Annotated in this window: 10 protein-coding genes and 1 pseudogene; 6 read left to right on the top strand and 5 right to left on the bottom strand. The window is 72.1% G+C overall.

Features of this window, described 5'->3' with window-relative positions:
* The 3 genes from NBZ83_RS21805 to NBZ83_RS21815 form a co-directional block, all read right to left on the bottom strand.
* Positions 1 to 331: TCP-1/cpn60 chaperonin family protein (locus NBZ83_RS21805; protein WP_308203813.1), on the bottom strand; the 331-nt coding region annotated here is incomplete at its 3' end.
* A 528-nt stretch (positions 332 to 859) separates the two neighbouring features.
* Positions 860 to 1,345: a universal stress protein gene (locus NBZ83_RS21810; protein ID WP_261575701.1), complete on the bottom strand. Its 486-nt coding sequence runs from the start codon at positions 1,343 to 1,345 to the stop codon at positions 860 to 862.
* Between the two features lie 560 nt (positions 1,346 to 1,905).
* The gene (locus NBZ83_RS21815; protein ID WP_261575702.1) at positions 1,906 to 2,769 is read right to left on the bottom strand and encodes an SAM-dependent methyltransferase; all 864 of its coding nucleotides are present in this window, start codon (positions 2,767 to 2,769) and stop codon (positions 1,906 to 1,908) included.
* A gap of 280 nt (positions 2,770 to 3,049) precedes the next feature.
* On the opposite strand from NBZ83_RS21815, the gene NBZ83_RS21820 reads away from it, so the two are divergent.
* Both NBZ83_RS21820 and NBZ83_RS21825 read left to right on the top strand, forming a co-directional pair.
* A complete protein-coding gene (locus NBZ83_RS21820; protein WP_261569215.1) occupies positions 3,050 to 4,090 on the top strand; it encodes a DUF7064 domain-containing protein in 1,041 nt (346 codons plus the stop codon).
* 69 nt (positions 4,091 to 4,159) lie between these two features.
* Positions 4,160 to 4,789, top strand: a complete 630-nt coding sequence (locus NBZ83_RS21825) for a TetR/AcrR family transcriptional regulator (RefSeq protein WP_261575704.1) — start codon at positions 4,160 to 4,162, stop codon at positions 4,787 to 4,789.
* Here NBZ83_RS21825 and NBZ83_RS21830 read toward each other — a convergent pair.
* Positions 4,757 to 5,938 carry an epoxide hydrolase family protein gene (locus tag NBZ83_RS21830; RefSeq protein ID WP_261569217.1) on the bottom strand — a complete coding sequence of 394 codons (1,182 nt, stop codon included), beginning with the start codon at positions 5,936 to 5,938 and terminating at the stop codon, positions 4,757 to 4,759. The genes NBZ83_RS21825 and NBZ83_RS21830 overlap by 33 nt on opposite strands.
* Before the next feature lie 478 nt (positions 5,939 to 6,416).
* Here NBZ83_RS21830 and NBZ83_RS21835 point away from each other — a divergent pair, with 478 nt between their 5' ends.
* From NBZ83_RS21835 to NBZ83_RS21850, 4 genes are all read left to right on the top strand, one after another.
* Positions 6,417 to 7,568 carry a phosphotransferase family protein gene (locus NBZ83_RS21835; protein ID WP_261569218.1) on the top strand — a complete coding sequence of 384 codons (1,152 nt, stop codon included), beginning with the start codon at positions 6,417 to 6,419 and terminating at the stop codon, positions 7,566 to 7,568.
* 160 nt (positions 7,569 to 7,728) lie between these two features.
* Positions 7,729 to 8,877 carry a thiolase C-terminal domain-containing protein gene (locus tag NBZ83_RS21840; protein ID WP_261575703.1) on the top strand — a complete coding sequence of 383 codons (1,149 nt, stop codon included), beginning with the start codon at positions 7,729 to 7,731 and terminating at the stop codon, positions 8,875 to 8,877.
* Positions 8,874 to 9,335 (top strand): Zn-ribbon domain-containing OB-fold protein, encoded by a 462-nt coding sequence (locus tag NBZ83_RS21845; RefSeq protein WP_261569220.1) that lies wholly within the window; start codon positions 8,874 to 8,876, stop codon positions 9,333 to 9,335. The genes NBZ83_RS21840 and NBZ83_RS21845 overlap by 4 nt, the downstream gene beginning before the upstream one ends.
* Positions 9,336 to 9,411: 76 nt before the next feature.
* Positions 9,412 to 10,476, top strand: coding sequence for a hypothetical protein (locus NBZ83_RS21850; RefSeq protein WP_261569221.1), 1,065 nt, complete (start codon positions 9,412 to 9,414; stop codon positions 10,474 to 10,476).
* A gap of 54 nt (positions 10,477 to 10,530) precedes the next feature.
* Here NBZ83_RS21850 and NBZ83_RS21855 read toward each other — a convergent pair.
* Positions 10,531 to 14,074: pseudogene (locus tag NBZ83_RS21855) on the bottom strand (hypothetical protein); the annotation flags it as partial.

A 14,074-nucleotide genomic window follows, 5' to 3' on the forward strand; every position in this document is an offset into this window, starting at 1 on the left:
TCGCGCCGGCGGCCACGTTACGCAGACCCTCACGCACCAGAGCCTGAGCCAGGATCGTCGCGGTGGTCGTACCGTCACCCGCGACGTCGTTGGTCTTCTTCGCGACTTCCTTGACGAGCTCCGCGCCGATCTTCTCGTACGGGTCCTCGAGCTCGATCTCCTTGGCGATGCTCACACCGTCGTTGGTGATCGTGGGAACGCCCCACTTCTTCGCCAGAACGACGTTGCGACCCTTCGGACCGAGCGTGACCTTGACCGCATCGGCCAGCTGGTTCATGCCGCGCTCCAGGCCACGCCGTGCCTCCTCGTCGAAGGCAATGATCTTCGGCATATGGGTGAATCCTCCTGAGGCTCAAGCCTGCGGGGAGGAGTGCCGGCCGCCAGCGGGGCCCAGCAACGAAAACGATGGGCCGAGTCATGGGCCCAGGCACCCGTCGCGCCAGAGGTTGGCACTCGACCTTACCGAGTGCTAATCCCTGTATAGCCCCCGGCGTCTCGGAATGCAACGACGCTGCCACACCGCGAGATCGCTGCGCGAGCATCGGGGCGGACACGAGCAGGGCGCGGTCGGGCGGGGGGCCGCCGCCCGGGCTTCGATCGACCGCCCGGTCCGCCCCGCGCAGGTCGACCGGCTGAGGGCGGTCGCCGCGGCCGCGGCCGTCGGCTTCGTCGGCAACGAGATCGTGGCCCGCTACCGCATCCGCGTCGGGCACCAGATCGGTTCCGCTCCGCCGCCACGATCCACACCAGCCCCGCCCGCCACCACCCCGCGGGCGCCACCGCCTGACCCCGAGAGCGGCGCCGCCTGCCACGCATCCGCGCGGATTGCCCGCCGCGAGGACGCGTCGTCCCAGGCCGATCAGGCGTCCCTGCCGGGTCGGTCGTCGACCTCGGTGGGGACCACCAGGACGGGCCGGCGGGTCCGGTGGATCGTCCGATGAGAGACCGAGCCGGTGAGCAACCGTTCCAGGGCGACGCCCACGCCGCCGTGCCGGGTGCCGATGACGATTGCGTAGGCGTCGACGCTGTCGGCGACGGCGAGCAGCTCGGTCACGGGATCGCCGGCGCGGACGTGGAACCGCCAGTGCACGGGGGTCGCCGTGAGCGTGCGGTCCGCCAGCGTGCGGGCCGCCCTGGTCTGGGCGTCCTCCTCGGCCCTGAGGAACCGCTCGCACGCGTGCCGACCGGGCACGGTGGAGATCATCGTGCGGATCTGCGCAGGGCTGAGGGGCTGGACGTGGACGGCATCGAGCTCGGCATCCAGCCGCGCGGCGAGGTCGGCCGCCGAGCCGAGCGCGGCGGGAGCGGCCTCCCCGGTGTCGACCCCGACCACGACGTGCTGCATGCCTACAGGGTTTCCCTCCAGCGGTCCTGTTCAGCCCTCCCGCCCGCAAAGTTCGGATGGGAGAAGAATCCGGCCAGTTTCTGCCATTGGGGCCATCCTCGACGGAAGCGCCGGTTGACCTCGCCACTCGCGCAGTGTGGATCTCGGCCGCGGCCCGGCACGGACGTGGACATGGCCCCGTATTCGGCACGAGCTTCTTGTCAGTGCGGCGTCGGCGAATGCGCCGGGCTCCCCCAGGACGGATAGTGCCAGTCGAAGGCCATCCTGGCTTGCTCGGAGACAGATAACACGTCGTACGAGTGGGGCGCATGACCAGCGCCGGGGCCACCCCGCCAGAGCCCGGGCCCGCGGCTGGCGTCGATCGGGCCGAGACGCAGCGAAGTTCCATGCTGCCGAGGACAACCCTTCTTGATCATGGTCCACTCCGCGCGACAGAACAATATCTGGTCGGTCTTGTTTTGGTGTTGACGAAACGTGCCCCGCCGGTCGCATTCCCGCTCGAGGAATCACCCGGACGTTCCCTCACTCATCCCCGCCGTCGGACTCGGACGGGATGCGTATCAGGGCTTCCTGGCTATTCCGCCGTACACGCTGACCTGGGCATCGGTGAGGCCGGGCAGGTCGCTGGCGGCCGGCCGCCAGCGGTGGACCAGCTCGACGCCCGGATCGATCAGCTCCAGCCCGCCGAACAGGTTCTCGACCTCGGTGCGGTTGCGCAGCCGCACGGTGATCCCCTGTTTCTCGTAGGCGACGGCGAGGTCCTGCGTGGCCGGGTCGTAGTCGGTGGTGCCGTTGGTGAGGATCAGGTAACTGCCCGACGGCAGCGCGTCGACGAGGTGGCGGATGATGCCGTGCGGATCGTCCGAGTCCGCGACGAAGTGGAACACCGCGATCATCGACAGGGCGACGGGCAGGCTCAGGTCGAGGGTCTCGCGCAGTTCGGGGGCGTCCAGGATGGTCTGCGGGTCGCGGAGATCGGCGTCGAGGTAGGCGGTCCGGCCCTGGGGGGTGCTGGCCAGCAGCGCGCGGGCGTGGGCCAGGACGATCGGATCGTTGTCCGTGTAGACGACCCGCGCCTGCGGGGTGACGGCCTGGGCGATCTCGTGCACGTTCGGGCTGGTGGGAATGCCCGTACCGATGTCGAGGAACTGCCGGATCCCGGCCTCCCTGGCAAGGTGGCGAATCGCCCGCACCATGAACGCACGATTCTGCCGGGCCGCAAGCGAGGCGTTCGGGAAGGCGGCACTCGCCTGCTCCGCAGCCACCCGGTCAGCGGGAAAATTATCCTTCCCACCCAGAAAGTAGTCGTAGATCCGGGCCGTATGCGGTCTGTCCGTCCTCAGATCGATCGACGGATGCTCCTCGGCCAGCGACCTCCACCACGGCCCGACCTCCGCCTGCCCACCATCCGCATCCGGATCCACCGTCACCAGCCCCCCAAATTGGGATGATCCTTACGAATCACCCTAGCTGCAACGGGTTTTACCTGCATCCGGGGTCTGCGGGGCCACGGTCAGCGGTGGCGGGCCGCGTCGGCGGTTCTGGTCGCGCCCGACTCTCGGGGCCATTTCCCGGGCGGCTGCGGGCGTCCGACCCAAACCTGGCAGTCCTGTGCCAGAATTACGGAGTCGCCGTGCCACAGAGAGGATCGGACGTGGCTTTCACGCCTCCCCCGATGCCCCGCGGTTCCGCCCGAGGCTCCCGATGAGCACCCTGCGCGGCGAGCCGCGCATCGAGGATCTGTCCGCCGGGCTGCCGCCCGAGCGCGAGCAGGTCGTCGCGTCCTGCCCGCCCGTGCCGGCCTGGACCGAGAACCTCCTGTTCACCCCCTACGACCCGACCCACAACATCGGCATGTGGCTGCATCTGGGCACCGTGGCCGACGCCTGGGAGCTGTGGGAGGACCGCGCGCTCGTCACGTTGCCGGACGACGAGGGCGTGCTGTCGATGTGGGCCTACCACCGCACCGATCCGGCGCGCCGCCCGGCCGGTGCCAACCTGCGCTTCGAGTGCCTGGAGCCGTTCCGGCACTGGCGGGTCACCTTCGACGGCTTCTGCCTGCGCACGCCGCAGGAGAGCATGCGCACCGGCCTCGTCCGCGACGGCGAGAAGGTCCGTCTGCAGCTCGACCTGGACATCGAGTGCGCGACGCCCGTGTGGGACGCGCACACCGCGGCCGCGGCGGCGACCGGCCGCGGTGGCATGGACCAGCAGCAGTGGGCGAAGGAGCACTACGAGCAGCTCTACCGGGCCCGCGGCACGGTGCGCTGGGGCCGGCGCGAGGTCACCTTCGACGGCACGGGCTGGCGTGACCATTCCCGGGGCCCGCGCGGGGACGACTCGGTCAACGGCTGGGGCGGGCACGTCATCGCCGGCTGCCTGTTCCCGGGCAGCGGGCGCGCCTTCGGGCTGTCCCGCTACTGGTCGACCGACGGAACGGTGACGCTGGAGGGTGGTTACGTCGTCGAGGCCGGGAAGCTGACGCATGCCCGGGTCGTCGACGTTCCGCGGCTGGACGGCCTGCTCGCCGCCGGGGAGGTGCTGCCGTTCGGACTCGCCTGGCATGAACGGTTACTGGAGGTGAGCGCGACCACCCGGACCGGGTTGTGGACCACGTTCGCCGGCGGACTGCCCTACGGCGTCGCCGAACCGGCCCGGGCGTACGCTGTCAACTGGGCGTCCTGTGACTGGGACGGCGACGTGGGCCACGTCTACGTCGAGCGTTCGGACCTGCGGGCCCGCTAGCGCCGCCCACCGGCAGGCTGTCCCGCCCACCGGCAGGCTGTCGGAGACGAGGGGGACCCGGTGGACGGCATGCCGCTGCCCAGCAGCGCGCAGCCGGCCCGGGCCCGCCCCGCCGCCTGGTCCGAGCACAAGGCCCGGGTTCGCCGGGCGCTTGTCGACGCCGCGCTGGAGCTGTTCGCCGAGCAGGGCTACGAGTCCACCTCCACCGAGCAGGTCGCCGCCCGCGCCGGCGTCTCGCCCCGGACTTTCTTCCGCTACTTCGCGACGAAGGAGTCGGTGCTCTTCTTCGGCGAGGACGACTACTTCCGTTCCTTCGTCGGCGTGTACCTGGCCCAGCCGGAGTCGCTGAGCGAGTTCCAGGCGATGCGGGCCGCCTTCGTCACGCTCGCGCCCGGCGTGGCCCGCCTGCGGGAGCGGATCAGGCTTTACCACGTCGCCGTCGCCTCGTCGTTCCTGCTGCGCGGCAAGGAACACGACAACCAGCAGGGCAATCTGGCGCTCGTCGCGCGGGCGGTCGCCACCCGCCGCGGCCTCGTGCAGCCCGACGAGAGCTGCGAGCTGCTGGCCGCGATCGGGATCCTGGCCGAACAGCGCGCGATGCAGCGCTGGCTGCAGGGGGCACCGTCGCGCAGCCTCGGGTCCTACGTCACCGCCGAGTTCACCACGCTAGCCGATCTCATGGCCCCCGCCGCGCAGTAAGCGGAAGAACGCTCGGACGTCCTCGGCGAACAACTCCGGTTGCTCCAGTGCGGCGAAGTGGCCGCCGCGGGGCAGTTCGTGCCAGTACCGCAGGTCGTAGTGCGCCTCGACGCAGCGCCGGGGCGGCGTGAAGATCTCCCTCGGGTAGACCGCGACCCCGGTCGGCACGGTGACCGGCCGGTCCGGGGCGTCGAACAGGCCGGCCCGCATCGACTCGCGGTAGAGGCGCACCGACGAGCCGATCGTGCCGGTCACCCAGTAGGTGGTGATGTTGGTGAGCAGATCGTCGCGGCTGATCGCCTTCTCCACGTCGCCGTCGCAGTCGCTCCAGGCCCGGAACTTCTCGACGAGCCAGCCGGCCAGGCCCGCGGGGGAGTCGGCCAGGCCGTGGGCAAGCGTCTGCGGCTTGGTGCCCTGGATGGCCTGATAGCCGGTCTCGGTCTGGGTGAAGCGCGCAACGCTGTCCATCGCGGCGCGCTCGGTGGCGCTCAGCGCCGCCATGGTGGCCTCGTCGGGCGGCGGCGCCAGGACCAGGTTGAGGTGGATGGCCAGCAGCCGGTCCGGATGGTGCGCGCCGAGGAGGCTGGTGGCGATCCCACCCCAGTCGCCGCCCTGGGCGGCGAAGCGCTGATAGCCCAACTGGGCCATCAGCTCGACCAGGGCGTCGGCCACCCGGCGGATGTGCCAGCCACGCTCGCGGGTGGGCCCGGACCAGCCGTATCCCGGCAGGGAGGGACAGACCACGTGGAACGCCTCGGCGGGGTCGCCGCCATGGGCGGGTGGGTCGACCAACCGGTCGATCACGTCGAGAAACTCGATGACCGATCCGGGCCAGCCGTGGATGAGCAGCAGCGGGACGGCGCCGGGATGCGGCGACCGGGCGTGAATGGCGTGGACGGGCGTCCCGTCGACGGTGGTGAGAACGTGCGGCCACCGGTTGATCCGGGCCTCGGCGGCCCGCCAGTCGAAACCGTCCGCCCAGTATTCGCACAGGTCCCGCAGGTAGGCCAGATCCGTGCCGTGTTCCCAGCCTGTTCCGGGAATCTGATCGGTCCAGCGGGTGCGCCGCAACCGGTCGCCCAGATCGTCGAGAACAGCCTGATCCGTGCGGACCGTGAACGGCTGCGGTGAGGAATCGGTCTGCGGCATCGCGACGCACCTCCGGTTTTCCCGAATGCGGCCCGACGGGGACCGCCGGCCAGCCGTGAAGGCGCGCCGGATCGCCACTCGGCAGCGGTCACTTCCTGGCATCTGACTGCCAGCACCGAGGAGAGGATCGGACTCGGGATCTCCAGACTATGAACGACGGCACCGGGCCGCGCAAGGGATCAGATCGGAAGGCCTTTACCGAGGTCAGGGCCGGGCAAGCCGAGACCTCCCGCACGAACGATCAGGCATTGACTCTGACAGTTCACTGCCATACAGTGCGTCGGCATCATCGCCGACCGTCGGGTCCGCCGCGATCCCGCCGCCCGCCGGTCGGCGCAGGTGATGACCGTTCCCGCGACCAGCCGAATGGCGGACGTTCCGGTCCGACGCGACATCCGCGGGCGGCGGTGGCTCCTTTGTGGTGTTCGACGAGAAATCTCGCCGAGCACGTATTCGTCCCCGCCGCGAGGAGGACACGTTGCCGGAGGTAACGAACGCCAGCTACATCGAATCCGGGCTGCCGACCCGGGACCGCCAGCGCGATCCGGAAAAGACGCGGCGGGCGCTTGAGACCTGGTTTTCGGCGACCCTGCCGCATCGGTCCGATCTGCGCGTCACCGCGGTGACACTGCCCAGGACCAGCGGGGTGGCCAACGAGACGCTGCTGTGCGAGGCGAGCTGGACCGAGGCGGGGGTGGCCCGCTCGGCGGGCTACGTCGTGCGGGTCGACTCCCCCGACTTCCTGTACAAGGACGCCGACCTCACCGTCCACGCCGAGATGTACCGGGTGCTGGGCCGCGAGCCGGGCATCCCGGTCCCCGCGGTCGTCGGCATGGAGACGGACACCAGCGTCCTCGGTCAGTCCTTCTTCGTCATGGAACGCGTCGAGGGTCGCGTGCCCGGGGACACCCCGCCGTTCCACACCACCGGCTGGGTGCACGACCTGGCCCCGAGCGATCGCGCCGTGCTGTGGCGCAACGCGGTCGAGGTCATGGCCCGGCTGCACCAGGTCGATCCGGCGAAGGTGGCGTTCCTCGACCGTCCGCGCCTCGGCCCCGACGGCCTGAGGCAGGATCTCGCGCACTGGTTCGACGTCGCGTCCTGGGTGGCGCGGGGACGCACCGATCCGGTGATCACCGCGGCCGAGCGGTGGCTGCGTGCGCACGTCCCGCCCGCCGGCGTCACCGCCCTGGCCTGGGGCGACTCCCGGCTGCCGAACCTGATGTTCCGTGGGCTCGACGTGGCGGCGGTCTTCGACTGGGACATGGTGTGCCTGGCCGGCGCCGAATCGGACCTCGCCTGGTGGACGGTCATGGACTACAGCAGCACGGAGTCGATCGGCGTCGAGCGATTACCGGGCATCGGCAGCCCGGTGCAGACCGTGCGCCGATGGCAGGAGCTCGTCGGCCGCGAGGCCGAGAACCTGGACTTCCATCTCGTCTACGCGTCCTACCGGCTGGCCGTGATCATGCAGCGGCTGAGCGACCTGTACGGGGCGACGGGTGCGATGGAACCGGAGACGATCGAGGAGCTGCGCACCAACAACTTCGGGCAGCAGTACCTCGTCCAGCTTCTCGACCTCCCCCACCCGCACCCGGTCACCATGACCTGGCCGGGCCTGGAGATCTGAAGCTGGCGCCCGCCGGGTTCGGATCGCCCTCGCCGGGCTGGACCGCGCCGGTCCCCCTCGCTACGATTCTGACAGTCAGATGCCAGAAACTCGCGTGTCGGAAACTCGCGGCGCAGCATCGGCGTCGCGCCGGAATGTGTTGAACGTGGAGGGAGGGACAGTGAGTCGTTCGTTAGGGGGCGCGGCCGTCGTCGGGATCGGGCGGTCGCCATTCGTGCGCTCCTCGGGGCGCACCACGCTGTCGATGGCCGCGCAGGCCGCCCGGGAGGCGCTCGCCGACTGCGGGCTCACTGCCGCGGACGTCGACGGCTTCACCTGTTACTCGACGGGCGACAGCGCCGGCCCGAGCCAGGTCGCCCACGCCATCGGGGTCGACGATCTCGGGTGGAGCCTGAGCGTCCTGGGCGGCGGCAACATCGTCACCTCGACCGTCGCCGGTGCCGCGACGGCGGTGCTGTCCGGCCAGGCGGAGGTGGTCGTCGTCTACCGGGTGCTCGGCGCGCAGACCAGGTACGGCCGGGCGCTGGAACGGGTCGAGGTCGACGGTGAGGGGCAGTTCGCGGGGCCGCACGGCTACCTCGTGCCACCCCAGTGGTTCGCGATGTTCTGCCGTCGCCACCAGTACGAGTACGGGTCCACCGCGGCGGACCTGGGCGCCATCGCGGTGCAGGAACGCGACCATGCGGTGCGCAACCCGCACGCGGTGGCCCGCTCCCCCATCACCCTCGACGACTACCTGAACAGCCGGTGGATCAGCGAGCCGTTCCGGCTGTTCGACTGCTGCTACGAGATCGACGGCGCGGTGGCCATCGTGGTGACCAGCGCCGAGCGGGCGGCGGACCTGCCGCACCGTCCCGTCCACCTGCTCGGCGCCGCCGACAGCAACCGCTTCGGCGGCTCGGTCGACCAGTGGGACGACCTGAGCTGCATGTACTCCCGGGACACCGCGCCACGGCTGTGGTCGCGCACCGGGCTGCAACCCGCCGACATCGACGTCGCCTGCATGTACGACTGCTTCACGTTCACCGTGATGGCGACCTTCGAGGACTTCGGGTTCTGCGCCAAGGGCGAGGTGGGCGACTACTTTCGCGCCGGCCGGGCCACCTACGGCGGCGACGTCGTCGTCAACCCGCACGGCGGGCTGCTGTCCGAGGGTTACATCCACGGCCTGAACCACCATTACGAGGCGGTCCTGCAACTGCGCGGGGACGCCGGGGACCGGCAGGTGAGCGGCGCCGAGACGGCGCTGGTCACGTCCGGGGCCGGCCCCTTCGGCGGCGCCCTCGTCTACGGGACGGTGGCGCCGTGACCACGACGCACGAGCAGAGCCCGGCTGTGCGGGCCGATCCGCTCAGCCTCCCGCCACAGCCGGTGCCGGACGCGGTGACCGCGCCCTTCTGGGCCGCCCTGGCCGAGGGCCGGCTCGCCATGTGCCGCTGCGGGGACTGCGGGCTGTGGCTGCAACCACCGCTCGAGCGGTGCCGGCGGTGCGCGGGGCCGACCCGGTTCGCCGACGTCGCCGGCACCGGCACCGTCTACTCCTTCATCGTCCAGCACCGGGCCACCGTGCCCGGCTACCTCGACGACCTGCCCTACGTGGTGGCTCTGGTCGAACTCGACGAGCAGACCGGCCTGCGCCTGCCCGCCCGGATCGTCGGCATCGACCCGGCGGAGGTGCGCTGCGGGCTGCGGGTGCGGGCCGAGTTCACCGAGCTGCCCGGCGGAGACTTCACCGTCGCGGTCTTCCGCCCGGTGGACGGCCCCTGACCGCGGCCGGCCCGGCTTACCGCAACGATTCCGACACCGGGCCGCAGGAATGTTCGCCCACGATAGGCTGCGCGCTGTGGCAGGGGGATTGTGGGCTCGGATAAAAAGCGGCTTCGCCGCGGACGCCGAGCATGTGACGACATGTTTTTTCCCGGCGCCGGGATCGGCACCGATCTGGCCGGCGCAGGGATATCTGCGGCTGTGGCTCGCCGAGGGTTTCCTCGCCAAGGCACGGAGCTGGGGAAACGACCGTTTCCCGGTGCTGCATGCCGGCGCCTCGCTGACGTTCGGTGCCGGCGCGCCGGTCGCGTTCACGACGTTCTCGCGGCCGGCCGACGCCTGGGCGGTGCCCGGCGACCAGCTCGATTTCCCCATCACCCCGCTGCTGCCGTTCAACGGCGGCACCGTGGAGATCGAGGCGGCGGTCTACCAGGCGGCCCAGACGGGTCCGCTGGGCACGGCCGCCACGCTCGTCACCGGATTCGCCGAGCTGCTCGGGCCGCCGCTGGCGACCGCGGCGTCGGTGGCGAACGCCATCTCCACCGGCCTGGACTCGCTGATCGGCGCGTCCGGCGACGAACCGGTCCTCGGCGTCCACCACACGATGATCAGTCCCGGTGGCGGCGGCCAGCCGGTGCAGGCCGGCCATCTCGCCGTCGTCAACGCCCCGCCGGGCTCACTGCCCGGCGAACTCACGATCGGCGCCGACGGCCGGCTCGCCGTCCGCGGCGGCCCGGGTGATGCCGGCGGCGGCGCGCACAGTGACGGGCAGCGGCGGCTGACCGGGTTCGACTACCTCGTCGTGCGGGTGGAGACCCGCACCGAGCACGACGTCTGGCTGTTGCCGGCGATGACGACGCTGATCGGCCAGGCTCGGCTGGCGCGAGCGCACGGGCGGGAGGCGGCGTTCGCCGACTACCGCGCCGAGGCCCTCACCCTGGCCTGGACGTCCGCCGACTACGTCGAGTCCGACCGCCCGCGGATTGCCCTCGCGATCAACGCCGCCCTCGACACCGGCCCCGAGCAGGCCGCCTTCGGCGACCCGGATGCCACCGTCGCCGACGAGGTGATCGCCCTGCTCCCCGCCCGCGACGACCCCTCGCTCGCCGGCCTCACCCTCGCCGGCCTGCTCGCCCCCTGACGGCGGCGACCATCCCGGTTGGGGCATATCCCACCCGAGTTGACGCAGGTGCCGTCAAGGCAGCAGCAGGAGCACATCGTCACCGGGACGGAGATCGACCGCCGTGGTGGCATCCTTGGGAACCGGCCAGTCGTCAGAGGCAGCCTCGTAGATCAGGTCCTTGACCTGACGGGCGGCGTAGACCGGCGCCAGCAGCCGTCCGGCGCGGCCGAGCGCGCCCCGCGTCGCGAGATCGAACGTCTCGCGCACCACCACACCGACCGCGGCCGCAAGCTCGTCGGGCAGGGGTGGGATCACCAGCACCGCCGGGGCCCCCGCGTCGAGCGCGGCGATGGCCAGGTCGACGAAGCCCGCCCGATCCTCGCCCAGGGACGCCGCCGCGCCGTCCACCGGATCGGCCTGCAGCACGGCGAGGTGCACGTCGCCGACGTCGAGGTCCTCAATCCCCAGCAGGTTCTCCTCATCCGCGGCGGACGAGGAGGACCCGTCGTCGCTGACCCGCATCCGTATACCCGACATGGTGCGCACGGGAGTACCGATCGCCTGTGCGACGACGGCCGAGCCAGCTGGGCCGTCGTCGGGCCGCAGGTGGCGCGGACCGCGGAAGGTACCTGCCGGCCCCGAGCGGGCAGGCTGGTTGCCGACCGGCTGAAAGCCTCTGGACCCGAAGCGCGCGAAGACGATCATGCGGGCCGACTGCGGCGGTGCGGTCGCGGCGAGCCGCCGTTCCCAGTCCTCGCCCCGCGCCTCGTCCTCGACCAGGAGCGGGATCAGCCACAGGCGTCGGCGCTCCCAGGCACGCCAGCGGCGCCGGCGCACGAACGTCGCTCGCTGCCCGTCCAGCCGCCACAGCAGCCGGGCGGGCAGGACACGGTCGATGAGGGGCCACGGCCTGTCCGACCACAACAACCAGCTTCGGGTCGGTTCCGTGATGACGACCGGCTGCACCAGGCGCGGGGGCACGGCAATGGCTGTGTACCGGCCGGCCCCGACCCGGATCGGCGAGCCGACCCACAGGCGGAGACGGTCCGGTGCAACGGGGGCGGCACCGCGACGCCGGGCCCCACGCGAACCGCCCCGCCCGGGGAACCTCGATGCCAGCACCTTCTGGAGGCTGCCGGCGGTCCAGGCAAACAGCGTCCCCACCGACGCCAGCACGAGCAGGATGCCGGGGATCAGGAGGGCGGGCAGCGCCACGTCCCCGTCCCACCAGGAGGTTCCCTCGCCCGTCCTGACCGCGCGCCCGGACCGTGAGAACGCGACGATCAGCGCGGCCGTGGTCGCGACCAGTAGCGCGGCCACGGCCGCCCCCACTGCCAGGCGCGTCCGTCGCCGGGGAGCGCGGCTCAGAGGAGCGCGGCTCAGCGGTTCCGGTTGGGACGGCCACCGCAGGATGGCCGACATGACGGACTCAGGATCGTCGTCCAGGTCAGCCGGGACTGCAGCGCCGCTCGGAACGACCGGCGGGTCGCGCCACGGGGGCGGCGGCACCACGGCGTCGGACAGTTCGGGCGGCGCGAGCGGTTGCACCGGGTCCGCCGGGAGGCCCGCGGATCGGTACCACAGCCGTGTCGCCGAATCCGATGGCGGCGGATCCTGCACCAGTCTCAGGCGATCGAGCCAGCCCGACCAGCCGACCAGCCGCGGCGAGGACAGCGGGGCCGACAGCGGGGCTGAGGCCTGCCCCGCGCGCTGGCGCAGGCGGGCGCCGAGCACGGCCGCGGCCTGGGCGCCGAACTCGTCACCGGCGTCCCGTAGCCGGTCCGGCACGGAACGCGGCACGAGATCGGACGGACGGTCCAGCAGGGCGGCGGCGTGCGCGGGCAGCCGCGGGGCGAGGACCTCGGCGACCGCCATCGCCGCGCGGGCGCCGGTCAGCGGCGCCAGCGCGGACATCGCCCGGGTGACCGGGTCGTTGACCGTGGGCGGCTGGCGGGTGCGCTGGGGCGAGGACGGCGGGTCCTGCGAGTCCCGGACCAGTGCGGTACCACGCAGCCGCGTCTGCGGGTCGGCGAGGCGGTCAAGCTCCCGGGGGCCGGCGATCAACCCGCCCGCGCCCAAACCCAACGTCCACCACTCCAGGCGATCCACGACGCTCGTCCCCGGGGCAAGGCCCGCTTCGTCGGCCGACGGCGGAGCCGGCAGGACGGCTGGCGATCCCGACTGCGACCTCCCCGTCAGCGATTCGTGGTCCTGACAGCGCCACCAGGCGTGCCAGCTACCCGCCTGCGCGGGACTGTCCGGGCGTTGCCCGTTGACCAGGGCCAGCACCAGCCACGCCTCGGCCCGCACCGGTACGGAGCCCGCCCGCGCGAGCTGGCGGATCGACGGGCTGAACTCCGTGGTCCGGTAGCGGCGGCACAGCGCCAGCAGGGCCAGCTCGCACTGCTCGACGGCAGCGAGGTCGTCGCCCTCCGCCATCGCCGCCTCGCGGTACCCGACGATGATCTCGGCGGCCCGGTGCGGCTCGTCGAGGAGCGCCCAGGCGTCGGCGACCTCGACCACAAGCGGGCGGATCTGACGATGCAGCCAGCTCGTCGGATGACGCCCGGCCACGTACCCGAGATGCTCGTCGAAGCGTTCGAGCGTAGCGCGGCGAAGCACGTGATGATCAAGGTTCAGGTGGACGGACACGGCGACGCGCCGCTCGGCGTCGATGTCCCCGGTGCGCCGGAGGATCTCGTCCAGCCAGTGCGCGGACAGGTCGGGCGGCCCGGCCGGTGGAACGCCGCGGGCGCGCAGCAGCAGCACGGCTAGATGGGCGCGATCGACCAGCCCGGGGGGCACCACCCAGTCGGCCCAGGGCCGGGCGTCCGCCGGCTCGAACCGCCCGATCGCCGCGAGCAGTCGGTCCGGCGACCCGCCCGCCGTTGCGGACAGACGCAACGCCAGGATGGTCTCGATCAGTTCGGTGGCCAGCGCGACCGTGGGATCGTCCGCTCCCGGCGCGCGGCGCGCGGCGCCGAGCAGATCGGCGACCGCCCACCGGTCGCTCTGCCCCGCCGCTGGAAGATCACTCGGCCAGCCTGCCGCGATGCCCGTGGCGTACCTACCTGCGGCTTCACGGGAGTCCGTCAGCATCGCGCCCACGACAGCCGGGTAGCCGGCGCCGAACCGGTCCCAGCCCCCCAGCGGGCCGGCGTCAGCCAGCTCGCCTTCGGCGATGGCTTCCGCGGCCGCGAGCAGCGAACCGGCCGGAACGGCGTCGAAGGCATCCAGGGCGAGTCCGCCGGGAGACTCGCGGGAGTCGGCGGACCGGGTCGCCCGGGCATCGGCCCGGCGGGCGAGGATCGCGGCGACGGTCGTCAATGCGGTCGTGCCGATCGGAGAGGATGCGTTCCCGGCGGCGGCCAGCCCGAGCACCGCCCTGGCACGTAACACGCGGGTCTGCTCGGAGCGGGGGTGGCGCGGCGCGTGGTCGAGCACCCCGGCCCACAGGGCCCGGGCCTCGGCGGGCTCTCCGACGTGGATGCGGGCGGCGGCTTGGGTGGCGAGAATCGCCGCCAGGATCGTCGGGTTGTCCGGACGCCAGGCCGGGTCGAACGAACGCAGTGGGCCGGACAGAGAGGGCGGGCGGGACGGAGGCTGCGCCGGGGAG

The organism is Frankia gtarii (assembly GCF_025403375.1).
Classification (GTDB): domain Bacteria; phylum Actinomycetota; class Actinomycetes; order Frankiales; family Frankiaceae; genus Frankia; species Frankia gtarii.